At 69.3% G+C, this 26290-nt stretch carries 26 protein-coding genes; 17 read left to right on the top strand and 9 right to left on the bottom strand.

Going from position 1 to position 26290, the window contains the following annotated elements:
- The first annotated feature begins 71 nt into the window (after positions 1-71).
- Both HXX10_RS21155 and HXX10_RS21150 read left to right on the top strand, forming a co-directional pair.
- Positions 72-1874, top strand: coding sequence for an FAD-dependent oxidoreductase (locus tag HXX10_RS21155; protein WP_296524972.1), 1803 nt, complete (start codon positions 72-74; stop codon positions 1872-1874).
- Positions 1844-3691 carry a 2-oxoacid:acceptor oxidoreductase subunit alpha gene (locus tag HXX10_RS21150; RefSeq protein WP_296524970.1) on the top strand — a complete coding sequence of 616 codons (1848 nt, stop codon included), beginning with the start codon at positions 1844-1846 and terminating at the stop codon, positions 3689-3691. Before HXX10_RS21155 ends, HXX10_RS21150 begins: the two co-directional genes overlap by 31 nt.
- A 5-nt stretch (positions 3692-3696) precedes the next feature.
- On the opposite strand, the gene HXX10_RS29015 is transcribed toward HXX10_RS21150, so the two are convergent.
- The gene (locus HXX10_RS29015; protein ID WP_367142009.1) at positions 3697-4008 is read right to left on the bottom strand and encodes a type II toxin-antitoxin system RelE/ParE family toxin; all 312 of its coding nucleotides are present in this window, start codon (positions 4006-4008) and stop codon (positions 3697-3699) included.
- Positions 3995-4213: a hypothetical protein gene (locus HXX10_RS21145; protein WP_296524969.1), complete on the bottom strand. Its 219-nt coding sequence runs from the start codon at positions 4211-4213 to the stop codon at positions 3995-3997. The genes HXX10_RS29015 and HXX10_RS21145 overlap by 14 nt, the downstream gene beginning before the upstream one ends.
- A 105-nt stretch (positions 4214-4318) precedes the next feature.
- On the opposite strand from HXX10_RS21145, the gene HXX10_RS21140 reads away from it, so the two are divergent.
- Together HXX10_RS21140 and HXX10_RS21135 are read left to right on the top strand one after the other, a co-directional pair.
- Complete coding sequence (locus HXX10_RS21140; protein ID WP_296524966.1) at positions 4319-5374, top strand: 2-oxoacid:ferredoxin oxidoreductase subunit beta; 1056 nt, start codon at positions 4319-4321, stop codon at positions 5372-5374.
- A 340-nt stretch (positions 5375-5714) separates the two neighbouring features.
- Positions 5715-6377 (top strand): phosphorylase, encoded by a 663-nt coding sequence (locus tag HXX10_RS21135; protein WP_296524964.1) that lies wholly within the window; start codon positions 5715-5717, stop codon positions 6375-6377.
- Between the two features lie 52 nt (positions 6378-6429).
- Here the strand turns inward: HXX10_RS21135 and HXX10_RS21130 are convergent, their stop codons facing one another.
- The 3 genes from HXX10_RS21130 to HXX10_RS21120 form a co-directional block, all read right to left on the bottom strand.
- Positions 6430-6960, bottom strand: a complete 531-nt coding sequence (locus tag HXX10_RS21130; RefSeq protein WP_296524963.1) for a gamma carbonic anhydrase family protein — start codon at positions 6958-6960, stop codon at positions 6430-6432.
- A 97-nt stretch (positions 6961-7057) separates the two neighbouring features.
- On the bottom strand, positions 7058-7402 hold the full coding sequence (locus tag HXX10_RS21125) for a hypothetical protein (protein ID WP_296524961.1): 345 nt from the start codon (positions 7400-7402) through the stop codon (positions 7058-7060).
- A 459-nt stretch (positions 7403-7861) separates the two neighbouring features.
- A complete protein-coding gene (locus HXX10_RS21120; protein WP_296524959.1) occupies positions 7862-9097 on the bottom strand; it encodes an MFS transporter in 1236 nt (411 codons plus the stop codon).
- A 515-nt stretch (positions 9098-9612) separates the two neighbouring features.
- On the opposite strand from HXX10_RS21120, the gene HXX10_RS21115 reads away from it, so the two are divergent.
- From HXX10_RS21115 to HXX10_RS21070, 10 genes are all read left to right on the top strand, one after another.
- Positions 9613-10545 carry a DUF6282 family protein gene (locus HXX10_RS21115; protein ID WP_296524957.1) on the top strand — a complete coding sequence of 311 codons (933 nt, stop codon included), beginning with the start codon at positions 9613-9615 and terminating at the stop codon, positions 10543-10545.
- A gap of 392 nt (positions 10546-10937) precedes the next feature.
- Positions 10938-11543, top strand: a complete 606-nt coding sequence (locus HXX10_RS21110) for a sigma-70 family RNA polymerase sigma factor (protein WP_296524956.1) — start codon at positions 10938-10940, stop codon at positions 11541-11543.
- A complete protein-coding gene (locus HXX10_RS21105; RefSeq protein ID WP_296524954.1) occupies positions 11540-12085 on the top strand; it encodes a cupin domain-containing protein in 546 nt (181 codons plus the stop codon). The genes HXX10_RS21110 and HXX10_RS21105 overlap by 4 nt, the downstream gene beginning before the upstream one ends.
- A 244-nt stretch (positions 12086-12329) precedes the next feature.
- Positions 12330-12911, top strand: a complete 582-nt coding sequence (locus HXX10_RS21100; protein ID WP_296524953.1) for a fasciclin domain-containing protein — start codon at positions 12330-12332, stop codon at positions 12909-12911.
- 103 nt (positions 12912-13014) lie between these two features.
- A complete protein-coding gene (locus HXX10_RS21095; protein WP_296524952.1) occupies positions 13015-13635 on the top strand; it encodes a cytochrome b/b6 domain-containing protein in 621 nt (206 codons plus the stop codon).
- Between the two features lie 28 nt (positions 13636-13663).
- Complete coding sequence (locus HXX10_RS21090) at positions 13664-14431, top strand: molybdopterin-dependent oxidoreductase (protein WP_296524950.1); 768 nt, start codon at positions 13664-13666, stop codon at positions 14429-14431.
- A gap of 95 nt (positions 14432-14526) precedes the next feature.
- Complete coding sequence (locus HXX10_RS21085; protein WP_296524948.1) at positions 14527-15249, top strand: hypothetical protein; 723 nt, start codon at positions 14527-14529, stop codon at positions 15247-15249.
- Positions 15250-15388: 139 nt separating this feature from the next.
- Positions 15389-17251 (top strand): sigma 54-interacting transcriptional regulator, encoded by a 1863-nt coding sequence (locus tag HXX10_RS21080; RefSeq protein WP_296524946.1) that lies wholly within the window; start codon positions 15389-15391, stop codon positions 17249-17251.
- A gap of 243 nt (positions 17252-17494) precedes the next feature.
- Positions 17495-18850: an MFS transporter gene (locus tag HXX10_RS21075; protein WP_296524945.1), complete on the top strand. Its 1356-nt coding sequence runs from the start codon at positions 17495-17497 to the stop codon at positions 18848-18850.
- A 126-nt stretch (positions 18851-18976) separates the two neighbouring features.
- Positions 18977-19849 (top strand): isocitrate lyase/PEP mutase family protein, encoded by an 873-nt coding sequence (locus HXX10_RS21070; RefSeq protein ID WP_296524943.1) that lies wholly within the window; start codon positions 18977-18979, stop codon positions 19847-19849.
- Between the two features lie 64 nt (positions 19850-19913).
- Here HXX10_RS21070 and HXX10_RS21065 read toward each other — a convergent pair whose 3' ends face one another.
- From HXX10_RS21065 to HXX10_RS21050, 4 genes are all read right to left on the bottom strand, one after another.
- On the bottom strand, positions 19914-20123 hold the full coding sequence (locus tag HXX10_RS21065; RefSeq protein WP_296524941.1) for a DUF3126 family protein: 210 nt from the start codon (positions 20121-20123) through the stop codon (positions 19914-19916).
- Positions 20124-20268: 145 nt separating this feature from the next.
- The gene (gene cysE, locus HXX10_RS21060; protein WP_296524938.1) at positions 20269-21090 is read right to left on the bottom strand and encodes a serine O-acetyltransferase; all 822 of its coding nucleotides are present in this window, start codon (positions 21088-21090) and stop codon (positions 20269-20271) included.
- A 120-nt stretch (positions 21091-21210) separates the two neighbouring features.
- On the bottom strand, positions 21211-21963 hold the full coding sequence (locus HXX10_RS21055; protein ID WP_296524936.1) for an alpha/beta fold hydrolase: 753 nt from the start codon (positions 21961-21963) through the stop codon (positions 21211-21213).
- 29 nt (positions 21964-21992) lie between these two features.
- Positions 21993-23180 (bottom strand): hypothetical protein, encoded by a 1188-nt coding sequence (locus tag HXX10_RS21050; protein ID WP_296524934.1) that lies wholly within the window; start codon positions 23178-23180, stop codon positions 21993-21995.
- A 110-nt stretch (positions 23181-23290) separates the two neighbouring features.
- Between HXX10_RS21050 and HXX10_RS21045 the strand changes: the two genes are divergently transcribed.
- From HXX10_RS21045 to HXX10_RS21035, 3 genes are read left to right on the top strand one after another with little or no spacing between them, the layout of a single operon-like run.
- Complete coding sequence (locus HXX10_RS21045; protein WP_296524932.1) at positions 23291-23539, top strand: zinc-finger domain-containing protein; 249 nt, start codon at positions 23291-23293, stop codon at positions 23537-23539.
- Between the two features lie 9 nt (positions 23540-23548).
- On the top strand, positions 23549-24787 hold the full coding sequence (locus tag HXX10_RS21040; protein WP_296524930.1) for an FAD-dependent monooxygenase: 1239 nt from the start codon (positions 23549-23551) through the stop codon (positions 24785-24787).
- A gap of 40 nt (positions 24788-24827) precedes the next feature.
- Positions 24828-26264 carry a hypothetical protein gene (locus HXX10_RS21035; RefSeq protein WP_296524928.1) on the top strand — a complete coding sequence of 479 codons (1437 nt, stop codon included), beginning with the start codon at positions 24828-24830 and terminating at the stop codon, positions 26262-26264.
- The last annotated feature ends 26 nt before the right edge of the window (positions 26265-26290 follow it).

Here is a 26290-nt window from a genome sequence, read left to right as displayed (position 1 = left end):
AGTGGAATCAGGCTGCGACTCCCAGGCATGATCCGATCGCTGGCTGCTTCGCCCGACCGCACGGGACCCCCATGATACCGACCGACATCACCGCCCCGGACTATTTCCACAAGGTCGTCGACTGCCAGTGGGCGTGCCCGGCCCATACCCCCGTCCCCGAATACATCCGGCTGATCGCCGCGGGCCGCTACAGCGACGCCTACATGATCAACTGGCGCTCCAACGTGTTTCCGGGCGTGCTCGGCCGCACCTGCGACCGCCCGTGCGAGCCGGCCTGCCGGCGCGGCCGCATCGAGCCCGATCCGGTGGCGATCTGCCGGCTCAAGCGCGTCGCCGCCGACTTCAAGGACGACATCCGCTCCCGCCTGCCCAGACCCGCGGCGCGCAAGAACGGCAAGCGCATCGCGCTGGTCGGCGGCGGCCCGGCGTCGCTGACGGTGGCGCGCGACCTCGCGCCGCTCGGCTACGCCTGCGTGATCTACGATTCCGAGACCAAGCCGGGCGGCATGGTGCGAACCCAGATTCCGCGCTTCCGACTGCCCGAGCATGTGATCGACGAGGAGTGTGGCTACATCCTCGACCTCGGCGTCGAGTTCGTCGGCGGCAGGCGCATCGACAGCCTGAAGGCGCTGCTGGAGAAAGACTTCGACGCCGTCTTCGTCGGCTGCGGCGCACCGCGTGGGCGCGACCTCGACATCCCGGGCCGCCGCGAAGCGGCGAAGAACATCCACATCGGCATCGAGTGGCTGGCCAACGTGTCGTTCGGCCATATCGACCGCATCGGCAAGCGCGTCATCGTGCTGGGCGGCGGCAACACCGCGATGGACTGCTGCCGGTCCTCGCGCCGGCTCGGCGGCGAGGACGTGAAGGTCGTGGTGCGCTCCGGCTACGAGGAGATGAAGGCCTCCCCTTGGGAGAAGGAGGACGCGATGCACGAGGGCATCCCGATCTTCAATTTCCTGGTGCCGAAGGAGTTCACCCATGCGGACGGCCGCCTCACCGGCGTGCTGTTCGAGGAGGTGAAGCCCGAATACGACGCCAAGGGCCGCCGCAGGCTGGTGTCGACCGGCGCGCCGGACCAGCACTTCCCCTGCGACGACGTGCTGGTCGCGGTCGGCCAGGAGAACGCCTTCCCGTGGATCGAGCGCGACATCGGCATCGCCTTCGACGACCACGGCATGCCGGTCGTCGACCCGAAGACCATGGCCTCGACGCACCTGAAAGTGTTCTTCGGCGGCGACGCCGCCTTCGGCCCGAAGAACATCATCTGGGCGGTGGCGCACGGCCACGAGGCCGCCGTGTCGATCGACAAGCTCCTGAGCGGCGAGGACATCGCCGACCGGCCGCTGCCCGCCGTCACGGTGGTCAGCCAGAAGATGGGCATCCACGAGTGGAGCTACGACAACGCGATCTCGCAGGATCGCCGCTTCCGCGTGCCGCTGCGTGACAAGGTCGTCGCGCTCGCCGACATCAAGGCGGAGGTCGAGCTCGGCTACGACCTCGAGCTGGCGCTGAAAGAGGCCGAGCGCTGCCTGAACTGCGACGTGCAGACGGTGTTCACGCCCCCGCTCTGCATCGAATGCGACGCCTGCGCCGACATCTGCCCGATGGACTGCATCACCTTCACGGCGAACGGCGACGAGGACGATCTGCGCACGCGCCTGCGCGCGCCGGCGCCCAATCCGGCGCAGGACCTCTACGTCTCGCCGGCGCTGAAGACGACGCGCGTGATGGTGAAGGACGAGGACGTCTGCCTCCACTGCGGCCTGTGTGCCGAGCGCTGCCCGACCGGCGCCTGGGACATGCGCAAATATTTGATCGACACGACCCACGCGGGACAGCCATGCCAGCAGCCACGCCGATCAGCAGCATAAACAACTTCGTCGTCCGCTTCGCCAACGTGAACGGCTCGGGCTCGGCGAGCGCCAACGAGCTTTTTGCCCGCGCGGTGCTGCGGATGGGGGTGCCCGTCGCGGCCCGCAACATCTTCCCGTCCAACATCCAGGGCCTGCCGACCTGGTACGAGGTGCGCGTGTCGCAGGCCGGCTGGCTCGGGGCGCGCGGCGGCTGCGACCTGATGGTCGCGATGAACCCGCAGACCTTCGACAAGGATGTCGCGTCGATCGAGCCGGGCGGCTACCTCGTCTACGACTCGACCAAGCCGCTCACCTCCTCGCGGCTGCGCTCCGACATCACCGTGATCGGCGTGCCGCTGACCGCGATGTGCAACCAGCGCTGGCCCGAGCCGCGACTGCGCCAGCTCTTCAAGAACATGGTCTATCTCGGCGCGCTGTCGGCGCTGCTCGACATGGATCCGGGCGCGATCGAGACGCTGATCTCGGAGCAGTTCAAGGGCAAGGAGAAGCTGATCGCGCCCAATATCGGCGCCGTGAAGCTCGGCCGTGACTGGACACTGGAAAACATCCCCTGCCCGCTCGGCGTGCGGCTCGTCCGCGCCGACGCGGTCGGCGACCGCATCTTCATCGACGGCAATGCGGCGGCGGCACTCGGCGCCGTCTACGGCGGCGCGACGGTGTGCGCCTGGTATCCGCTGACGCCGTCGTCGTCGCTCGCCGACGCTTTCACGCGCTACTGCAGCAAGCTGCGGATCGATCCCGAGACCGGCAAGAAGAAATACGCGGTCATCCAGGCCGAGGACGAGCTCGCCTCGATCGGCATCGTGATCGGCGCGGGGTGGAACGGCGCGCGCGCCTTCACGGCGACCTCGGGGCCCGGCATCTCGCTGATGCAGGAGTTCATCGGGCTGGCCTATTTCGCCGAGATTCCGGCCGTGCTGTTCGACGTGCAGCGCGGCGGCCCGTCGACCGGCATGCCGACCCGCACGCAGCAGTCGGATCTCGTCTCCTGCGCCTACGCCTCGCACGGCGACACCAAGCACGTGCTGCTGCTGCCGGCCGACCCGGCCGAAGCCTTCGACTTCGGCGCCGACGCCTTCGATCTCGCCGACCGGCTGCAGACGCCGATCTTCGTGATGCTCGACCTCGACATCGGCATGAACCGCCATCTGAGCCGCCCCTTCGTCTGGGACGATGCGCGCAAATACGACCGCGGCAAGGTGATGACGGAAACCGAGCTCGAGGCCGGCCGCGACTTCGGCCGCTATCTCGACGTCGACGGCGACGGCATTGCGTACCGCACCTATCCGGGCACGCATCCGACCCGCGGCGCCTATTTCACCCGCGGCACGTCGCGGGATCGCTATGCCCGCTATACCGAGGAGGGCGGCCCCTATGTCGACAACATGGAGCGGCTCCTGAAGAAGTTCGAGACGGCCAAGACGCTGGTGCCGCGCCCGGTGCGCAAGAACGCCGACCAGCCGACCCGCCACGGCGTGATCTATTACGGCTCGACGGCGCCGGCCATGGACGAGGCGATCTTCCTCCTGGAAGCGGGCGGCATGCGGCTCGACCGGCTGCGGGTGCGCGCCTTCCCGTTCCATCACGACGTCGTCGACTTCGTGATGGAGCACGACACCGTGTTCGTGGTCGAGCAGAACCGCGACGGCCAGCTCCGCACCCTGATGGTCTCCGAATGCGGCCTCGATCCGGCCCGCCTCGTCCCGCTGCTGCACTACGACGGCACGCCCATCACGGCGCGCTACATCGCCGGCGCCATCGGCAATCATCTCGACGCCCGCAAGGTGACCCCGCTGCGCAAGGTGGGCGCGTGATGGATTTAGTCCGCGCCGAAAATCGCATCGATGTCGCGGCGCCCATGAAGGACGCGAACGACCTCGACTGCCGTTTCGGAGAGCCGATAGAAAACGACATAGGGATGAATGACCATGGACCGCAGGCCGGAAGTGAGTTCGCTCCGGGGTCTGCCCTTGTGAGGGTAATCGAGAAGCGACCTGCATCCCTGCTCGAGCGATCGAAGCAGGTTGGCTGCGCCCCCCGGAGAGCCCGTGATCGCGACGTAGTCGTAGGCGTCGCCGAGATCCCGCTCCGCTTCGGGAGACCAGAGGAGCTTCAGCCTACTGGTCGCCATTCCGTGACCGAGCCTGATCGATGAGGTCGTCGATGCTCAGCTCACGCCCTTCTCCGGCGTCCAGCGAGCGCAGTCCCGCCTCGATGTCGGCGCGCAGCGACTTGACCTTGTCTAGGTGGGCGAGCAACTCGCCCGCAATTCTTTCCTGCTCGGTCGCAGGCAGCCGAGCGAGCTCGGCAATGGCCTGTTCCAAAGCTCTTACCATCGCTTCCTCCAGTCACTCGGGCGCGCCCCGTGGTGAGTATAGCCCAACAGCCACGAGATGCTCGCGCGATCGCGCTGACGAGATCACACGGACGAGATCACGCCGATGACGTATCTGGCCAAGCCGAAGTTCCACCACCCCGCGCTGCCGAAGAACGCGCTCGGCTACACGCATCGCGACTACGAGGGCGCGATCTCGACGCTGTGTGCCGGCTGCGGCCACGACTCGATCTCGTCGGCCATCATCGAGGCCTGCTTCGAGCTCGCCATCGCGCCGCACCGGGTGGCGAAGCTGTCGGGCATCGGCTGCTCGTCGAAGACGCCGACTTACTTTCTCGGCCAGTCTCACGGCTTCAACTCGGTGCACGGCCGCATGCCCTCGGTGCTGACCGGCGCCAATCTCGCCAACCGCGAGCTGATCTATCTCGGCGTGTCGGGCGACGGCGACAGTGCCTCGATCGGCTTCGGCCAGTTCGCGCACGCGATCCGGCGCGGCGTGCGCATGGTGTACATCGTCGAGAACAACGGCGTTTACGGCCTCACCAAGGGCCAGTTCTCGGCGACCGCCGACCGCGGGTCGAAGTCGAAGCGCGGCTCGGTCAACCGCGACGCGCCGATCGACCTGGTCGCCATTGCCCTGCAGCTCGGCGCCACCTTCGTGGCGCGTTCCTTCTCGGGCGACAAGGAGCAGCTCGTGCCGCTGATCAAGGCGGCGATCGAGCACGAGGGCGCCGCCTTCATCGACGTGGTCTCGCCGTGCATCGCCTTCAACAACCACGCCGGCTCGACCAAGAGCTTCGACCATGTGCGGGCCCACAACGAGGCGGTGAACCGCCTCGACTTCGTGTCGCCGCGCGCGCCCATCGCGGTGCAGTACGCGCCCGGCACGGTCGAGATCGTCGAGCAGCACGACGGCTCGCGGATCGCGCTCGAAAAGCTCGCCGCCGACTACGACGTGACCGACCGGCTCGCCGCGATGAACTACCTCCAGACCCATTCGGCGCTCGGCCACATCGTCACCGGGCTCCTCTATGTCGACCGCGAGCCCGAGGACCTGCACCGCCATCTCGACACCGTCGAGGCACCGCTCAACACCCTGTCGGAACGGGACCTCTGCCCCGGCTCGGAGGCGCTCGACGTCATCAACGACGGCTTGCGCTGAGGCCAAGACACACGCCGCCATTCCGGCGTGCGCTGTCTTCCGCCGCACTTACGGTTGCCTGTCACAACCCGATGTGTCGGGAATTTTTCGCACTGTTGCATTTTGCACGCGTTGCCGAGAAGCCGCATGGGCCTCCGGCAATAAGGACCTATATCACTGACTCTGAACGGTTTTACGACAACGCACCGGACTCCTGGCAACGCTTTGGGGCGCACAGGCGTGCTTCCGCGGCCACATTCCCAGCCTGTACAAAGCGGCTTCGGGTCGGCAATTTAGACGCTTCGGAATCGGGGACGTCGTTCGGCGGGGGCCGACGGAGCGTCGTGGGGGGGGGTGAGGCTTGATCGTCGTCGTTGGACTGGCGTTCGAGGCGAAAATCGTCGCGGACGCGGGAATGCGTGTGATCTGCAGTGGTGACGGCCGCAATCTCGCCGCCTCGCTGACGCGGGCCATCGATGCCGAGTGCGGCGGCCTGCTCAGCTTCGGCGTCGCCGGCGGCCTCGATCCGAGCCTCGAGCCCGGAACCTGTGTCGTCGCCTCCGAGATCCTGTCCGGCCTGGTTCGTATTCCCACCGACATCGAGTGGTCGCACAAGCTCGCCAGCACCATCCCGGACGCGGTCTGCGGCACCATCGTCGGCGTGCCGACCCCGGTCGCCCACACCGATGCGAAGCGGGCCCTGCGGGCGCGCACCGGCGCGCTGGCGGTCGACATGGAATCCCACATCGTTGCCGAGATCGGCGCCGCGCACGGCCTGCCGGTCGCCGCCATCCGGGTGATCACCGATCCGGCGGCGCGCGCGCTGCCGAAGGCGGCGCTCGCCGCCATGCGGCCGAACGGCACCACCGACATTCTCGCCATGGTTCGCCAGGTGATGCGGCAGCCGCGCGAGCTGCCCGCCCTGATGCGCACCGCACTCGACGCCCGCGCGGCCCGCGCCACGCTGGTGCGCGGTCGCCGCCTGCTCGGCCCCGGCCTCGGGCTCGCCGACTTCGCCACCTGATACAGGACGGCGGGCGCCGCCTCGGCGCGCCGTCGCACCGCCTCGAAACGGGTCAGCCGAGCCGCTTCAGGCCGGCCGCATACCGCCTCGACCGCCGCACATAGCCGTCGGCCCCGGCCCTGATCCGGGCGATCGCCGTCTCGTCGAGGCTGCGCACCACCCGGGCGGGCGCGCCGACGATCAGCGAGTTCGGCGGATACTCCTTGCCCTCCGGCACCACGGCGCCGGCGCCGACGATCGAGCCCTCGGCGATCTTGGCGCCGTTCATGACGATCGCGCCCATGCCGATCAGGCAGTTCGAGGCGACCGTGCAGCCATGCATGATGACGTTGTGGCCGATCACGCAATCGGCCCCGATGGTCAGCGGGAAGCCCAGATCGGTGTGCAGCGTGGCATTGTCCTGCACCTGCGAGCGCAGCCCGATCTCGATCCACTCGTTGTCGCCGCGCAGCACCGCGTTCCACCACACGCTCGCCTCGTCGAGCAGCCGTACGCGGCCGATCACCACGGCCGTGTCGGCGACCCAGAAGCGGCCGGCGGGCGGCAACTCCGGGGTGAGGTCGTCGAGGGCGTAGATCGGCATGTTGGGATCTCCGGCTGCGGCACGCCTTGCGGTGCCGTCACGACTACCCCGGGGACTGCCGTCCTGTGAAGCGCCGCGCGATCCGCTGCGCGTCCGCTCAGCCGAACAGGCGGGCGACGCCGTCGGCCACGACCTGCACGGTCATCACCACGATGGTGCCGGACATCAGGCTCCACAGGCCGGCGATGACGGTCGCGATCATCACGAACTCGACGCGGCGGCGCTCGATGATACGGCCCCGCACGGTGTTGCGCATGATGATGAAGGGCGCCGCGAACACCAGGAAGGGCACGGCCGCGAAGCTCGACGGCGAGGCGCCCTGCTCGAGCAGCCGGAACGAGGCGGGGCGCTGCGCCCACATCTGGTAGCCGGTGGCGATGACGCCGGCGAAGGCGAACCCGATGGCGAGCGCCAGGAACGACTGGATGGATTCGGGCGACATGGCGGCTCTCCGCGCGGCTTCTACGCGCCTAGGTGTGCCGCATCTCGGCGTCGCCCGCCACGACATCGTTAAAGAAGGGTTAATTTCCGACCATCGATGTCGTTGGGGACCATTGCCGCGTTCGCAGGCGCGTCATCGCTCCGGCTCCCGATCTGCTTGTTTCGTCTTGGGTATTGGCCTGGGCCCACGAGCCGAGCCGCGTGGCCGTGGCCGCGGTCGTGGCGCGCATGAGCGCGCGAGGCCCAAACGTCACCGGCGCCTCGGTGACGATCGCTGATGGCCGTCCCCCGCTGCGGCAGCGCGCCCCTCCGGTCCACTCGAGCGTCGTCTCGTCCTCGGAACGGACGTGAACGGCACTGCGCATCGGCTGGCCTTGCCGAATCCGCGACGCCGGTGCGCACACCCGAGAAGGGGCGCCCGCGGCGAGCGCGGCCGCCCCCTCGATCCGGCGATCTCGCTTCAGGTGAGCGGCTCGCCGCGACGCTCCTTGATCATGGTGAGCGTGACGACGATGTCGATCGCCCAGATCACCACCAGGAACGACAACGCCGCCGGCAACGAATACTTGGTGGCGAGCCAGCCGATCACCAACGGACCGAAGCCGCCGACACCGCGGCCGAAGTTGAACAGGATGTTCTGCGCGGTGGCCCGCGCCTGGGTCGGGTAGCTCTCCGAAATAAGCGCGCCATACCCGCCGATCATCCCGCTCAGGGTGATGCCGGTGGCGAAGCCGGCGACCGCCAACATGGTCGGATCCGTGATCTGCGGGTAGATGAAGGCCATCGCCATGGCACTGATCTGGAACAGGATGAACATCGGCTTGCGACCGAAGCGGTCGGCGAGATGGCCGAAGATGAACATGCCGAAGGCGCCGCCGCTGACGGTCACGGCGGTCCACAGCGCCGTGCGGGTCAACGAAAAGCCGAGTTGCGTCGACAGGTAGGACGGCAGCCAGATCATCGTGCCGTAGTAGCCGAAGTTCTGGATCGAGGTCATGATGGCGATGCCGATCGTCGAACGCGTCGCATCCCGGTCGGCGAACAGATAACGATAGGGCGAGCCGGACGTCTTTTGCGCGGCTCGAACAAACAATTCCGGCTCGTGGAGGACGCGCCGCAGCACGAAGGCGACGAGGGCCGGCAAGAGGCCGAGCAAGAACATGCCTCGCCAGCCTATCACCGGCAGCAGCAAGGGCGTCGACAACGCCGCCGTCAGAACGCCGGCCTGCCAGCCGAGCGCGACATAGGATGACGCGCGTGCGCGCTTGTGTGCCGGCCATGCCTCGGCGACCAGGGCCATGCCGATGCCGAACTCGCCGCCGAGTCCGATGCCGGCGACGGTTCGATAGACGAGCAGGTCCCAATAGCCCTGCGCCAGGGCGCACAGGCCGGTGAAGACGGCGAACAGGAGGATCGTCCACGACAGGACGCGGATGCGGCCGAAGCGATCGCTGAGCGCGCCGACGACGAGCCCGCCGATGACGGCGCCGATCAGCGTCCACGTCACCAGTGACCCGGCCTCCGACGCAGTCAGATGCAGGCCCACGATCACCGCGGGCAGCATGAAACTCAGAATCATGAGATCGAAACCGTCCATCGCGTAACCGACGGTCGATGCGACCAACGCCTTGCGCGCGTAGTCGTCCACCTCGCGCGGCTGCGCCGCGGCCGGCACGGCTCCTGCCTGATCCACCATGTCGATCCCCCCTTTTCGTCCGCCCTACTGGGTCGCCCGCCCCTGCGGACCACAACCCGCGCGCACAATGCTCGACGCCGCACGTCGAATGGACGACGATCGCCGATGCAACGCTCGTGCCGATCTATCACATATCGCGACCGACCTGGCCGCCCGGCCGTCCGGCGCTTTCATTCAACATGTCCGCGATGCGCGCGCGACCTTCACGGCGGCATAGGCGCCACGTCGGACCGTCGATTGACAGCGGTCAAGACCGCCGACTAAGCATGTCATACATTGTCCCGTCTGATCGGATCAGCCGTTTGTGACCATCGAGGCCGGCCTGCAGGAGCTCGGCGCGGTCCCGCCCGCGCCTCCGGATGTCCCGGTGCTCATCCTGGCGCTGTTCGGTTCGGGATCGGAACGCGTGCAGCACGCACGGCCAGCGTCGCCGAACTGTGGTTCGGGATCGCCATTGAAATCAGAGCCGAGTGCCTGATCGACTGACGGCCGGCGTGGCCGTGAAAGGATGCGAGATGAAAGCGCTGCCCCGTGTCGGATCGAAACGCGTGATCGACATGCATGTGCATATCGGCCCGGAATTCCTGCGCCGCAAATACAGCGCGGGCACGCTCGCCGAGGAGGCGCGTCGCGAGGGGTTCGGCGTGGTGATGAAGAACCACTTCCAGCCGACCACCGGGCAGGTCAGCCAGTTGCGACGCGACGACGACGAGGTGGCGCTGGTCGGCTCGGTGGCGCTCAACTTCGGTTGCGGTGGCGTCGACGATCATGGCGTGCGCGCCGCGTTGTCGGGCTGGAAGAAGGACGTCACCGCAGCCGACCCCGACAAGGACCGCTTCGTGGTGTGGATGCCGACCTTGTGCTGCGAGGCGCATCTGCGCTGCTACGGCCGGCGCGATCTGTCGACCGCCTGGGGCGTCAAGGCCGAGCACACCCGATTCTACGCCGAAGGCACCGGCTATACGCTGCGGGCCGACGACGCCGACAAGATGGCCGCCGTCGAGCGCGCCCTGAAGGTGATCGCCGACAACGATCTCGTGCTGGCGACCGGGCATCTCGACCGCAACGAGACCGAGATCGTCGTCAAGGCCGCGCGAAAAGCCGGCGTGCGCCGCATCATCCTCACCCACCCGCTGTTCCAATCGACCGAGCTCGATCCGGCGACGATGGCGCGCATGTGGAAAGAGTACGGCGCCTACAGCGAGCTCGCCTTCGTCAACCTGGCGATGGACCACCTCACCTACGAGCAGTATCTCGGCGTCATCGAGGCGGTCGGTCCGCAAGGCGTGATCCTATCGACCGATGTCGGCCAGATCTTCTCCCCGCCGGTCGGCGAGGCGCTGCGCGAGTTCTTCGGCGAGCTGGGCAAGCGCGGCGTCAAGGAGGACGACATCGCGCAGATGTCCGTCATCAACACCAACCACCTGCTGTTCGACGCAATACCCTGATTGCACGGGACCGCGCCGCACGGCGGCGACGAGCCGATACGGCCGACGGTCCACGACGGCTTCGCGCTCGCCTGCCGCCGCCTCGCGGACCGCGACGTCCACGCGGCTCGACGGCTTCCGTCCGGAGCCCGTCCATCCGGGCGCCCCGTTGACCAGTCGGCCGGCGCCCTGCATTTTTTGCCAACGGCTGCATCCAAGTGCCGCCCCAGCCGGTATTGGAAGGGATGGTGATGCGAATTTTGTGACGCTCCTGGGTCGCCCCCGCTCGGCAACCGGCGCCGACGCCGTGCTGCCGATGACATGACGGAAGTGCCATGATATGGATGCGCGCTCTTTCGATCGACCACCGAGGCGGTTCCGGCGCTCGGTGTTTGCGGTCCCATGGAGGGGCGGTGAGCGCAGCCAACTCCAACACCCCGCTGGCGGCCGCACGAGTCGCGCCGAGCCAAGGAACGCCTGCCGGCGCACGGCAATCGACCGCGGCGCCCGATTTCGGCGCGCTTCTGGTCGCCACCGCCGCCGGCGATCAGATCGCCTTCAAGGCTCTCTACGACGCGACCAGCCCGAAGCTGTTCGGCATCGCGCTGCTGCTGCTCAAGCGCCGCGACGCCGCCGAGGACGCCCTGCAGGAGGCCTATCTCCGCATCTGGAGCAAGGCCCGCCTGTACGATCCCGAGCGCGGGCCGCCGATGCCGTGGCTGGTGCAGATCCTGCGCAATGTGGCGATCGACCGCTATCATCGCGATCGCGTCACCCACGAGGACATCACCGAGCATGCCGACGCGCTGGCCGCTACCGCGGCGACGCTCAACGAGCGAACCGATCTGATGCGCTGCATCGGCACGCTCAGCAAATCGCAACTAAAGGTGGTTCTGCTCGGCTTCCTGCACGGATTCACGCATGACGAGATCGCGGCCTCGATGCGCGTGCCGGCCGGAACCGTGAAGTCCTGGGCGCGACGCGGCGCTGCGCGGCTGAAGACATGCCTCGAGCAATGAACCCCATGCCGGCCGATCTCGACATCGTCCTCTATGCCCTCGGCGCGCTCGACGCGGCGGACCGCGAGGCGATCGATCGCCGTCGCCGCCGCGATGCCGCGCTCGACCAGGAGATCGAGACCTGGGAGCGGCGCGTCGCGCCGCTGGCGCTCTCGGCGCCGGAGGCGGCGCCGCCGCCCGGCCTGTGGGACAAGATTTCGGCCGCGATGGACAAGCCGGACGGATCGGCGAGCGATCTGCGGGTGATCCGCTTCGATCATCGCGGCTGGGAGCCGTGGGCGCCCGGGCTCGAGGTGAAGATCCTGACGCGCGACGGCCGTGGCGAGCCGGAATCCTTCCTGATGCGCATGCAACCCGGCACCATCGTGCCCGAACATCATCACGACCGCATCGAGGAATGCCTGATCATCGAGGGCGACCTCGTCCACGAGGGGCATGTGCTCGGGCCGGGTGACTTCACGGTCGCCCACGCCGGCGGGACGCATTCGCAGATGCAGACCCGCACCGGCGGCCTTCTCTACATCCGCTATCTGGCGGCCTGATCCGGCACCGACGCTCTCACGATCATCTTGTTCGATCACGTCCGGCGGCGTCCGTGCGACGCCGTGCCGTCGCATGCCGTCGCGTGCCGTCGCCGATTGCTTCGGCTCTCGATCACGATCGACGACTTTTTTCGAGACGACGTGAAACCATCCGCGGGCTGCCCCGGTATATGCCGATGCGAGCCGGACACGCCGGCCGCCGCCGAGCCAGCCTCGGCGCCATCGAAGCTTCAGGAGATCAGTCATGACCATTCGGATCGCGGCGTTCGCCGCCGCGGTGGGCCTTGCGCTCGCCGGTACGTCGCTCGCCACCCTCGCCGTCTCGGCGGCTCCCATGGAGAAGACCGTCGAGGTCGGCGGCGCGCCGATGTATCCCTCGAAGAACATCGTGCAGAACGCGGTAAACTCCAAGGACCACACCACCCTGGTCGCCGCCGTGAAGGCCGCCGGCCTCGTCGACACGCTGCAGAGCAAGGGCCCTTTCACCGTGTTCGCGCCGGTGAACAAGGCCTTCGACGCGCTGCCCTCCGGCACCGTGCCGACCCTGCTCAAGCCCGAGAACAAGGGCACGCTGACCGGCGTCCTCACCTATCACGTCGTCGCCGGAAACTACTCGGCCAAGGCGCTGATGGACATGGTCGAGCGCAACGGCGGCAAGGCCGAGCTGAAGACCGTCCAGGGCGGCGAGCTCACCGTCACGGAAGCCGGCCGCAACAAGCTGCAGGTGACCGACGCCAAGGGCAACAAGGCGACCATCACGATCGCCGACGTCAACCAGTCGAACGGCGTCATCCACGTCGTCGACACGGTTCTGATGCCCATGTGAGCACGGCCGTTCGTCAGCGGGACCGCGGACACTCGTCCGCGGTTCCCGTCCCGATCACGAACCATCTTGATCACGAAGTCCTGATCACGAAGGAGACCCGCGCATGTCGACGGCCCTGATCGAGATCCCGGCGCGACACAGACCCGCGATCCATCCGCTGACCGTGCGGGTCACGCACTGGATCAACGCCCTCGCCATGACGGTGATGATCATGAGCGGCCTCGCCATCCACAATGCCTATCCGATCCTGCCGGTGGCGATCCCCGACGCGCTCACGCTCGGCGGCTGGCTCGGCGGCGCGACGCGCTGGCACTTCGCGGCGATGTGGCTCCTCGCCGGCAACGGCCTCGTCTATCTGGCCTACGGCATCGTCTCGGGCCGGTTCCGCAGGAAGCTCTTGCCGATCACGCCGCGCGCCGTGCTCGCCGATCTGCGCGATGCGCTGTCCGGCCGGCTCGGCCACGCCGATCTGTCGGTCTACAACGCCGTGCAGCGGCTGCTCTATCTCGGCGTGATTTTGGCCGGCCTGCTCGCCGTCCTGTCGGGCCTGGCGATCTGGAAGCCGGTGCAGCTCGGCGGACTGACCGCGCTGATGGGCGACTTCGACAATGCCCGGCTGGTCCATTTCGCCGCCATGGCCGCGATCGTCACGTTCCTGCTCGTGCATGTCGCCATGGCGCTGCTGGTGCCCCGCTCGCTCAAGGCCATGGTGGTCGGACGCTGACCGCGCCGCACCCCACCGGAGGACTCCCATGCCGTCCCGTCCGCCGCATCCCGACACGCCCGTGATCCTGCGCGAGGCCGCGGGCCGCCTCGACGCTCCCACCCGCCGGCTGTTCCTGCGCCGGGCCGCCGGGCTCGGCACGCTGACGCTGCTCGCCGGCTGCGACGTCGTCGACGGCACCTCGGCCGAGCGCGCACTCGACGCCATGTCGGACTTCAACGACCGGGTCCAGGCCTGGCTGTTCGGCCCCGGCCGGCTCGCCCGCGAGTACCAGGCCTCCGAGATCACCCGGCCGTTCCCGTTCAACGCCTTCTATCGCCGCGGCGGCTCGCCCGAGGTCGATCCGGGCGGCTTCACGCTGGAGGTCGCCGGGCGCGTGCAGGAGGCGCCGCCGTGGACGCTCGACCGCCTGCGCGCCCTGCCCCGCGTATCGCAGATCACGCGCCATATCTGCATCGAGGGCTGGAGCGCCATCGGCCACTGGGAGGGCGCGCGCTTCTCTGATTTTCTCGACCGCATCGGCGCCGACGCCCGCGCCCGCTACGTGACGTTCCGCTGCGCCGACAACTACGTCACCTCGATCGACATGGCGACGGCGCGCCATCCGCAGACCCAGCTCACCTTCTGGTTCGACGGCGCGACGCTGCCGCGCGACTACGGGTTCCCGATGAAGCTGCGGGTGCCGACCAAGCTCGGCTTCAAGAACCCCAAGCACATTGTCGCGATCGAGGTCGGCGATGAATTTACGGGCGGCTACTGGGAGACCTACGGCTACAACTGGTTCAGCGGCCTGTGAGCGGCCCGCTGTCCCGCCGGTTCGGTCTCCCACCGCCGGTTGGCCGTCACGGACCGCATGGCATACTCCGCGGCTGATTCGGGAAGGCGTGGCGGATGGCGGAGCAGGCGAGCGGAGAACACGGGAGGCCGGCACGACGCCGGCACAGCCGCCGCGCCGTGCTGGCGTTCCTCGGCTTCCTGGCGCTCGGTGCCCTCGCCGTGACGGCCGGCCTTTGGTCGCTGTGGTCGCGCTGGCCGGCGACGCCGGCGCTCGCCGCCCCGGAGGCGCCACACGTGCCCGTCGTGGTCGCCGGCGAGACCTTCACGGTGGCGCCGGCGGCGATCCGCATGGCGATGCAGCGCCGCCCCGGCCCGCAGGAGCGCGTCGACCTCGTCTATGTCTGGCCGGACCTGACCCCGCCCCGGCCCGTCGAGCCGGGCGTCTCGGCCCCGCCGACGACCGACCGGGTCTATGTGACGCTGGTGCCCGCCGCCGGCGCGCTCGACCCGGCCGAGCGGTTGCGGGTGATCTGGCTGCGCTACACCCGCGAGACCCTGAGCCCGGCGCCGGAAGGCCTGGCGCTGGTCGAGTTCCGCGACGGCACGCCCTATCAGGGCGAGGATCTCGCCTGGGAGGAGAACGCCCCGGAACGATTCCTGGCCCGCTGCGAGCGGCCGGCGCCGTCGCGTCCGCCCGCCACCTGCCTGGCCGAGCGCCTGCTCGGCGGCGCCGTGGTGACGATGCGGTTCCCGCGCGACTGGCTCAACGACTGGCGCAGCGTCGCCGCCGGCTTCGCCCGCCTGGTCGCGATGGTCCGCCCGCCCAAGGCCGGGTGAGCCGCCCGTCGGCCGCCGCGCCGGCCTGCGTGCCGCGGCCTGGAAATCGACCTCCCGTTGGGGGATGATCCGCCGGTCGGACGCCGGCTCCCGCCCCGGCCGCGGCGCTCCGGACTCTGTCGCCGCCACGAGGGCTGCCATGGCCGTCAAGATCGCCATCATGAGCTACAAGGAGCTCAGCGGCGTCATCCGCCGAATGAACTACCGGGCGCCGGACGGCATCGAGATCTGCATCGTCGAGAAGCTGCTCGGCGACGCGCTGACGGCGGCCAAGGCCATGGAGGCGAACGGCGAGGTCGACATCTTCCTGTCGGCCGGCGCCAACCTCGCCACCATCGCGCCGCACCTGAAGACGCCGCTGGTCGGCATCTCGGTGACCGGCTTCGACCTGCTGCTGGCGCTCGCCAAGGTGAAGACGCGCGGACCGGTGGGCGTCGTCAGCTATCGGAACCGGCTCCCCTACCTGGACCGCGTGCTCGGCGTCCTCGCGATCGAGCTGCTGCAGACGACCTTCGACGACGTCAACGACCTCGACGTCGTTCTCGACGACCTGATCGGCCGCGGCATCCGTACCGTGCTGGGCGGCAGCCTGGTGGTCGAGAAGGCGCGTCAGCGCGACATGCATGCGGTGTTCATGTATTCCGAGGACGGCGTGCAGCGGGCGCTCGATACTGCCGTGAAGGTCGGCGCGACCAAGCAGAAGGAAGCCGAGAAGGCCGAGGAGCTGCACACCATCATCAGCTTCGCGCACGAGGGCATCATCGCGACGGACCGCAACGGCACCGTCACGGTGTTCAATCCGAGCGCCGAGAAGATCACCCGCATCGCCCGGCAGGAGGTGATCGGCCGGCCGGCCAAGGACTGCATCCCCGGCACGCATCTGCACGACATCCTGCGGCAGGGCGAGCCCGAGCTGAACCAGATCCAGGTCTTCGGCCACACCAAGGTGCTGACCAACCGGGTGCCGATCGTCACCCAGGGCGAGGTCACCGGCGCGGTCGCCACCTTCCAGGACGTCGACAGCGTCCGCGAGGCCGAGACGAAAATCCGGATCCGGCTGTCGGAGCGGGGATTCCTGGCGAAGCACACATTCGCCGACATCGTCCACGCCGGCCCCCTGATGGCCGACACCATCAAGGAGGCGCGGCAATACGCCCGCACCAACTCGGCCGTCGTCATCTTCGGCGAGTCCGGCACCGGCAAGGAGATCTTCGCCCAGGCCATCCACAACGAGAGCGGTCGCCGCAAGAAGCCCTTCGTCGCCATCAACTGCGCCGCCCTGCCGGCCAGCCTGCTGGAGAGCGAGCTGTTCGGCTACGAGGACGGCGCCTTCACGGGCGCCAAAAAGGGCGGCAAGCCCGGCGTGTTCGAGCTCAGCCACGGCGGCACGATCTTCCTCGACGAGATCGGCGAGGTTCCCAAGACCATCCAGTCGCGGCTGCTGCGGGTGCTGCAGGAGCACGAGGTGCTGCGCATCGGCGGCGAGCGCATCGTGCCGGTCGATCTGCGGGTCGTCGCCGCGACCAACAAGAACCTGTGGGACATGGTCAAGCAGGGCCGGTTCCGCCAGGACCTCTATTATCGGCTGTGCGTGCTCGAGCTGCACATCCCGCCGCTGCGCCGCCGCTCCGAGGACGTGCCGGCCCTGGTGGCCCGTTTCCTCCGCCATTATCGAGCCGACCTGCCGCAGCCGCTGATCGAGACGGTCGCCGCCCACCCGGGCTTCCGCCGCTGTCCCTGGTCGGGCAATGTCCGTGAGCTCCGCAACATCGTCGAGCGTTTCGCGGTGCGCTGCAACGACCGCACCGACGTCGACCGGCTGGTGCGCGAGATCCTCGGCGAGCGCGAGGAACGATCCGGCAGCGACACCGAGCTCGACCGCATCCGCCGGGCGCTGGCGAACGCCGAGGGCAACAAGGCCAAGGCGGCGCGGGCGCTCGGCATCAGCCGCACCACGCTCTGGCGCAAGCTGCAGGAGGCCGCCGGGACCGACCCCGGCTGAGTCTGCTGCGGGGGAGCTTCGGCCGGCCTCGGGCGCCCGCGCGGATGAAACGTCCTGTAACGCCGTTGAAACAGACGATGGAACGATCGTCGTTTCACGCCGGCGCCGGCCGCCGCCGAGCCCTATCGAGTTCTTTCGACTTTCCCGATACTTCCGAGGGTTCTTCCGGCTTGGCACGGGGGTTGCCGAGCAGGCGCCGGAGCCGAACCGACAACTGTCTCGGCGGGCGGAAGGTGGAAAAGAATGATCACAGCCACAGTCAACGCGGGCCCACGCATGGACCGTCTGCCGGTCGGAAAATTCCATCGGCGCATTCTCTGCCTGATCGGCGCCGGCATGTTCTTCGACAGCTTCGACATCTACCTGGCCGGTGCCGTGCTGGGGGCGCTCCTGCACAGCGGCTGGTCCGACATGGGGATGAACGCGACCTTCATCTCGATGACCTTCGTCGGCATGATCATCGGCTCCTTCGCGGCCGCGTTCCTCGGCGACCGCTTCGGCCGGCGCTTCAACTTCCGCTTCAACCTGCTGATCTTCGCCCTCGCTTCGCTGGGCGCCGCGCTGTCCCCCACCATGGAGTGGCTGATCGGCTGGCGCCTGATCATGGGCATCGGGCTCGCCGCCGAGATCGTCATCGGCTACGCCACCATGACGGAGTTCGTACCGCCGGCGCAGCGCGGCCGCTGGGGCGCGCTCTTGTCGCTGATCACCAACTCGGCGTTGTTCGCCTCGACCCTGCTCGGCTACGTCATCGTGCCGACGCTCGGCTGGCGCTGGATGTTCGGCATCGCTTTCGCGGGCTCGATGGTCGCCTGGTATTTCCAGCGCATGCTACCGGAGTCGCCGCGCTGGCTGGAGTCCGCCGGACGCCTCGAGGAAGCCGAGCGCTGCCTGCAGACCATCGAGGCAGAGGTGACGGCGGACTCCGGTCCGCTGCCGGCCGTGCAAGCCGTCCCGCCGGCAACCGAGAAGCACGAGCCGGTGAAGGTGTGGGAACTGTTCAAGCCGACCGTCATCCGGCGCACCCTTCTCGCAATGCTGCTGAACATCGTCATCAACAGCGTGATCTACGGGTTCGTGGCCTGGGTGCCGAGCTTCCTGGTCAAGCAGGGGCTCAGCGTGAGCGCCTCGATCGGCTACACGGTGTTCATGTCGCTCGGCGGCCCGGTCGGCGCCATCTTCGGCATCGTCCTGTCGGACCGCTTGGGACGCAAGCGCGGCATCGTCATCGTGTCGCTGATCGCCGCGGCGCTGGGCACGGCCTACGCCTTCGCCACGTCCCAGTGGATGGCGACCGCGATCGGTTTCGCCCTGTTCACCTGCATCTATCTGCTGGTGGCGTTCATCTACGCCGCCTACGTCCCGGAGCTGTTCCCGACCGAGTTCCGCATGCGCGGCGCCGGCCTGAGCACGACGGTCGGCCGGGTATCGTCCGTCATCGTCCCGTATGCCGTGGTGTCCCTGCACGCCTCGGGTGGAATCACCATGGTGCTGACCCTGCTGGTCGGAATGCTGCTGGTGCAGGCCGCCGTCGTCGCCACCTTCGGCATCGAGACCAACAAGCGGTCGCTGGAGAAGCTCACCCCCAAGCACGCCTGAGCGCCTGTCCCGGCGACGCGGAAATCGCGTCGCCGGGCCGGACGCCCCCGTGCGTGAACGAGCGGGACGCGTTCCGATCCGATGGTACGGAACGCGTTTCGAATCTGTCGAGAAGGACCAGACTTGATGACTACCCTGCGTGAGAAGCTGCAGCAGCGACCGGCCGGCACCGTGCTGATCGCACCCGGCGTCTACGACATGCTGTCGGCCCGCTTCGCCGACCGGATCGGCTTCGATGTGCTCTACATGACCGGGTTCGGCACCGTGGCGTCCCATCTCGGCCTGCCGGATGCCGGGCTCGCCAGCTACCGCGACATGGTGGACCGGGTCGCCACGATGGCCGGCGGCACCACGACGCCGCTGGTGGCCGACGGCGACACCGGCTACGGCGGCCTCTTGAACGTCCAGCACACGGTGCGCGGCTACGAGAAGGCCGGCGCAGCCGCGATCCAGCTCGAGGACCAGGAGTACCCGAAGAAGTGCGGCCACACCCCCGGCCGGCGGGTGGTCCCGGCGGAGGACATGGTCGAGAAGATCAAGGTCGCGGTGGAGAGCCGGTCGAGCCCGGAGTTCCTGATCGTCGCCCGCACCGACGCCCGCACCCCGCTCGGGCTCGACGAGGCGATCCGCCGCGGCGCCCTCTATCTCGACGCCGGGGCCGACATCCTGTTCGTCGAATCGCCCGAGACCGAGGCCGAGATGGCGGCGATCGGCAAGGCGTTCGCCGGCAAGCCGCTGCTCGCCAACATGGTGGAGGGCGGCCGGACACCCGTTCTGCCGCCGGCCGCCCTCGCCCGGCTCGGCTACGCCATGGCGATCTACCCGGTCTCCGGCCTGCTGGCAGCGGCGAGCGCCATCGACACCGCGTATCGCGAGCTGAAGCGGAACGGCACGACGCTGGCGATCAAGGACCGGCTCTACGCGTTCGACCAGTTGACCCGCGTCGTCGGCTTCGAGGCGGTGTGGGAATTCGACCGCCGCCACGCCCGCAAGGGCTGAACGGCACGGCCGCTCCGGCCGCGAGGGCGGCCGGACGCCGGGCCTCGCGGCGGCGCCGCCGGCGCTACTCCAGATCGCTGCCCAGGATGGCCATCTGGAAGTTGTAGGAGCGCTCGTCGTCCTCGTCGTCGACGAACAGCACGCCGATGAACTCCTCGCCGATATAGACCTCGGCCGAATCGTCCTTCTTGGGCCGCGGCACTACGCGCAGCCGCGCATTGCCGAACAGCCGGCGGAGATAGCCTTCGAGTTTCCTGATTTCCAGCGCGTCCACGGTCGGTTCCTCTCCGCTCAGGGCTTGCGGGCGGCGCCCTGAGGGGCCGGCCCGGGAAAACGAGGCCAAGTCCATAGCGGGGGGCGGCGGCCTCGCGCAACCCGTGCCGGTGCATCGGGGGTCCGCCGGCGGCCTGTGGTGGCTATCACAACCCCAGGTCGCGCAGCATCTGGTCCATGACATGCGACGGCTCGGCGCAGCCGGCGTCGCCGACGATCTTGGCCGGCACGCCGGCGACCGTGGTGTTGTGCGGCACCGGCCGCAGCACCACCGAGCCGGCCGCGATGCGGGCGCAGTGGCCGACCTCGATATTGCCGAGGATTTTCGCCCCCGCCCCGATCATCACGCCGTGCCGGATTTTCGGATGGCGGTCGCCGGTCTCGTTGCCGGTGCCGCCGAGGGTGACGTGGTGCAATATCGACACGTCGTCCTCGATCACGGCGGTCTCGCCCACCACCAGGCCGGTCGCGTGGTCGAGGAAGACGCCGCGGCCGATGCGGGCGGCCGGATGGATGTCGGTCGAGAAGGCGGCCGAGGAGCGGCTCTGCAGATAGAGGGCGAAGTCGCGCCGGCCGCGGGTCCACAGAAAATGCGCTAGCCGGTGCGCCTGGATGGCGTGGAAGCCCTTGTAGTAGAGCAGCGGCTCGAGGAAGCGGCTGGTCGCCGGGTCGCGGTCGACCACGGCGACGATGTCGGCCCGGAACGCCTCGGCGATGTCGGTCTCGGCGTCGAGGGCGTCCAGATAGGCTTGGCGAATCAGCTCGGCGTCGAGATCCGGGTGATGGAGCCGCGCCGCGACGCGATGGACGATCGAGTCCTCCAGCCGGTCGTGGTGCAGCACCGTCGCGTAGACGAAGGAGGCGAGCTCCGGCTCGTGCCGCATCACCGCCTCCGCCTCGACGCGGATACGGTCCCAGACCGGGTCGACGCGTTCGAGCGGCCGGGCCGTCGTCCGACCATGAGGCATGGCGTCCTCCCGCGCTTCGGTCGCATCCGGCACTTCAGTCGCGGCATCAGTGCCCATGCACAATACCCTGAATCCGGCCGGATTTCATGAACCGGCCGGCGATCCCGTCGGCGTCGTCCGTCACGGCCGGTCCTTCAGAAACTCCAGGACGGCCGCCTTGTAGACCCGGTCGCCCACCGCCAGCATGTGGTCACGATCGGGGATGTCCACCAGCCTCGCCCCCGGAATGAGGTCGGCCAGCGCCTGCGGCGGGCCGGCGACGTCGTCCTTGGTGCCGATGGCGATCAGCACGGGCGGCTCCAACCGGCCGATCTCGACCGGCGTCAGGGTCTGGCGCGAGCCGCGGATGCAGGCCGCCAGCGCCTCGAGGTCCGACTTGGTTCGCTCGGCGAAGGAGCGGAAGGTCCGCCCCTGACGGTCGTGGACGTCGGCGAGCGACGGCGCCTCCATGGCGTCGGCGACCGTGTCGGGGAGCCCCACCCCGTCGACCAGGTGATAGCCGAGACCGCCCAGCACGACCGAGCGCACCCGCTCGGGATGGGCGAGCGCCAGGAACGCGGTGACGCGCGCCCCCATCGAGTAGCCCATGACGTCGGCACGGCCGACGCCGAGATGGTCGAGCAGCGCCCGCACGTCGTCCGCCATGGCGCCGGCGTGGTAGGCGGCCGGATCGTAGAGTTTTGACGAGGCACCATGGCCGCGCATGTCGGGGGCGATCACGCGGCGGCCGGCGTGGGTCAGGGTGTGGACCCAGCGCGGATGCACCCAGTTGGCCTCCTTGCTGGAGGCGAAGCCGTGGACGAGCACGATGGGCTCGCCCTCGCCCTTGTCCAGATAGGCGATTTCGACGGGACCGTTCTTGAAGGAAAGCATTGACCTGGCAGTGTGTTGAAGATTCTGGTTCAGACCGGACAAGAGGCTGCTTCCGGGATGGCGGGGAGAGGTGTCGAAGCCCGCACGGTGGCTTTGGCAGCGCGGGCGGCGCGGCGCGCCCGGCGGCGCTTGCTGGCGGCGAGGCAGCGACGGGTGGTCCGCTCGGTCAGGCTCTTCACCAGCGCCACCAGCCAGATCAGCCACAGGAGCGCGCTGAACGACCACTGGGCGAGCGTCATGGCGCCGACCGTGAGCGCGATGGCGGCGCGGCCACCGAGCTTGAGGATCGCCCTCGTCTTGCCGCCGTTCTTCTCGGCGATTTTTGCGACGCGGGCGAGATCCTTGGGCCCCTCGGCAAGCTTCAGCCCGTCGAGGGCGGCGCGGGTGCCGGCCTTCGCCTGCACCCGCCCGGCGTCGCGGACGAGGTCGACCAGCGGCTCGGCCTTCTCCAGCTTCACTGCCTCGCGAAGACCACGCGCAGCGGCCGCCGGCTGCAGCCAGCCACCCGCCACGGCCCGCCGGGCCGCCGCCACGTCGACGACTCCCCGCAACGACCGGGCCGTCCACATGGCGAGCCCCGCCCCCATCTTGCCGGTCTTCCAGGCGGCCTTGACCAGCGAGACGCCGGCGCGGGCCGGCGCCGCCACGCCGAGCGACACATAGGTGCCGGCCGTGACGGCGAGGCCGACGCAGGCGAGGCCGAGCACCAGCTCGTCCGCCTCGGCGCCGCTGGCGAGCCGCGTGCCCTCGCGGACCGCGTCGCGCACGTCGCCGAACACGAACAGGTCGCCGAGCAGCGTGCCGGCCACCGAGGCGGCGTCGTCCGGCTCGCCCGTGATCAGGCCGCGGCCGAAGCTTTTCCCGGCCCGCATCGCGCCGGCCGCCGCCGTGTTGGCATCGGCCACCTTGGCCGCCAAGCCCGGGTCGAGCGGGACGGCACGCGACTGCGCCAGCTCGACGAAGCTCTGGGCGAGCTCGGCGTCGCCGGCGGCGAGCGCCGCCTCGATCTCCTGGCGGGCGACCTCGGCATCGAGGCGCTGCGCCACCACCCGGTCGGCGAGCGCCACCGGATCGTTCTGGTCGAGCAGCAACCCGGCCGAATCGATCGCCCGCGGCGCCGCCAGCACGAGCGCGCCGGCGAGCGTCGCCGCACAGAGGAGCGGCAGCGCCACCTCGCGGCGCCGCTCGGCCCGGCGTGTGGATCGATCTGACCGCACTAGGAAAACCATGACAGGCCCGCTATGGTCCGCGCCGACGGGAGGCCGGCGGCGGCAGGCGTCCCGATACACCCGGATCATCTAGAAGACGTTGCCGCAAAGGTGGAATCATGGCGGACAAGATCGTACCCCACTTCCATAACGATCCGGGCGTCCCGGTGATCGCCATCGGCGCCAAGAAGTTCATGTGCATCGGGGCGACCCCGCCCTTCGATCATCCGCACGTGTTCCTAGATATGGGTGACGAGATCGAGATCGTCTGCCCCTACTGTTCTACCCTCTACAAGCACGACTCGGCCCTGCACGGGTTCGAGGCCCGCCCGCCCGAATGCGCCCTCGAGGAAACCCAGGCGGCCTGACCGCCGCGCGTGGCGGCCTCGCGGACCATCCTGGTCGCCGGCGCCGGCATCGGTGGGCTGACGCTCGCCCTCGCACTCGCCGACCGCGGCTTTCGGGCGGTCGTGCTGGAGCAGTCGCCGCAGCTCGAGGCGACCGGGGCCGGCCTGCAGATTTCCCCCAATTGCGCCCGCGTGCTGATCGGCCTCGGCGCCGCCGAGCGGTTGAAATCCGTGGCGGTCGCCCCCGACAGCGTGCGGGTTCGCAATGCAGGCGGGCGCGACCTCGTCCGCATCCCGATCGGCCGCTCGCCGAGCGCCTACGGAGCGCCCTACTGGGTCGTCCATCGCGGCGACCTGCAGGCCGTGCTGCTGGCGCTGGCGAAGGAGCGGCCCGACATTTCGCTGGTGCTCGGCGCCCGGGTCGACGAATACGCCGTCCACCCGAACGGTGTCACGGTCGCCTGCGCGGGACCGGGCGGTTCCGCCGATTTTTCCGGCCTCGCTCTGGTCGGCGCCGACGGCCTGTGGTCGCGGGTGCGGGCCCGGATGATCGGCGACGCGCCGCCCCGCCCGGCCGGCCGGACCGCCTGGCGCACCCTGCTGCCGGCCCATCTGGTCGACCCCGAGTTCCGCGCCGCCACCGTCAATCTCTGGCTCGGGCGCGGCGCCCATCTGGTCCACTATCCGGTGCGGGCCGGTGCGCTGATCAACGTCGTGGCGATCGCGGCCGACGCCGACACCGTCACGGGCTGGAGCGCCCCGGGCAATGCCGAGGAGGTGCTGCGGCACTATCCGGAACCGGACTGGGCGGCCCCGGCACGGGCGCTGCTGAAGAGGCCCGAGCGTTGGCTGCGCTGGACCCTCTACGACCGCCCGCCGCTGCGGCATTGGAGCCGCGGTCCGGTGACGCTGCTCGGCGACGCCGTCCATCCGATGCTGCCCTTCATGGCCCAGGGCGCCGCCATGGCGATCGAGGACGCCGCCGTGCTGGCCGACGCGCTGGCGCGGCAGCCGACCGATCCGGCACAGGCGTTCCGCGACTACGAGCACCAGCGCCGGGAGCGCACCACCGACGTGCAGCGGGCGGCGCGGCGCAACGACCGCGTCTATCACCTCGGCGGGCCGGCGGCGCTCGGGCGCGACCTGGTGCTGCGGCTGGCGCTCGGCGGCGACCTGGTGCTGGCGCAGCACGACTGGATCTACGACTGGCGCCCGCCCGGTCCGGCGCCGGTTTCGGCCGATCCCGCTATGCCTGCCGGATCGGCCTGAGCATGGACCGATGAGTGCGGCCGCCCCGAGATCCCCGGACGTGCCGCATTCTTCTGCGCCGGACAGGACGGCCGCCGATCGCGCCGCGACGCGCGTCGCGCCGACGGATAGGCTCGCTTGGCTCGCCGCCTGGGCCGTCGTCACTGGGCTGATGCTGTGGCCGGCGCTGTGGAACGGCTTTCCGCTGATCTATGCCGACACCGGCGGCTATCTGATGCGGCCCGTCACCGGCACGCTGTCGATCGGCCGCTCCGCCCTCTACGGCTCGTTTCTGCTGGCCGGGATGCCGCTCGACTTCTGGCCCGTCGTGATCGTCCAGGCCGGCATCACGGCCTGGCTGATCGTCACGGTGATGCGCCTCATCGCCGGCGCGCGTCCGCTCGCTGCCGTGCTGGTCGGGCTGGCGCTCGCGATCCTGACGGCGCTGCCCTGGTACGCCGCCCAGCTCATGCCCGACGTGATGGCCGGCTGGGCCGTGCTGGCGCTGGTCCTGCTCGTGGTCCGGCCCGACGCGCTGCCCCGATGGCAGGCGGTGCTGCTCGCCGCCGTGGTGGCGGTCGCCATCGCGGCCCATATGGGAACGCTGGCCCTGTGCATCGGCCTGCTGGGTTGCGTGACGGCCTATGGGGTGGCCGCCCACCTCGTCCGCCGGACCGTCCCCCTGCCCCGGCCAAAGCTCGGCACCGCGGCGGCGGCCGTGGCGGCGGGCCTGCTGCTGGCGCCGCTGTCGAACCTCGCCCTCACCGGGCATTTCGCCTTCACGCCGGGCGGGTCGAGCTTCCTGTTCGGCCGGCTGGTGCAGGACGGCATCGTCGGCCGCTATCTCGACCAGCATTGCCCGGATCCGGCGATCTCGCTCTGCCCCTATCGCGACAAGCTGCCGGCGACCGCCGACGAATGGCTGTGGACCCATGCGAGCCCGCTCTACCGGCTGGGCAATTGGCAGGGCTACGGCGACGAGTCGGCCCGCATCGCCGCCGCGACCCTGCGGCTTTATCCGCTCGACCACCTCGCCGCCGCCGCCCGCGCCACCGCCGGGCAGCTCGTGCTGTTCCGCACCACGCTCGCCGTGAGCCCGGGCGACAATGCCGACGCGCTGGATGCTCTCGGGCGCCTGCTGCCGCCCGACGCGCTCGCCCGCTTCCACGACGCCCGCCAGCAGCGCGAAAAGCCCGACGTCGCTGCGCTCAACCTCGTCCACGTTCCGGCCGCCGTGCTGGCCGTGATGGTGACGCTCTACGGCATCGCCGGAGGGCGCCGCCGCGTGCCGGTGCCGACCCGCCTCCTGTGCGGCGCCGTGCTGCTCGCGCTATTGGGCAACGCCGCCGTGTGCGGCGTCTTCTCCAACCCCAACGACCGCTACCAGAGCCGGCTGATCTGGCTCGCCGTGCTGGCGGCCGGGGTGATGCTTTCCGCTCGTCCCCGCGAAAGCGGGGACCCAGACGCCAACCCTGGATTCCCGCTTGCGCGGGAATGAGCGGAGACCAGAACCACGGCTTCGAC

The sequence above is a fragment of the Rhodoplanes sp. genome (assembly GCF_013377085.1).
In the GTDB taxonomy this organism is placed as follows: Bacteria; Pseudomonadota; Alphaproteobacteria; order Rhizobiales; family Xanthobacteraceae; genus Rhodoplanes.
This window is presented reverse-complemented; position numbering and strand designations above follow the sequence as displayed.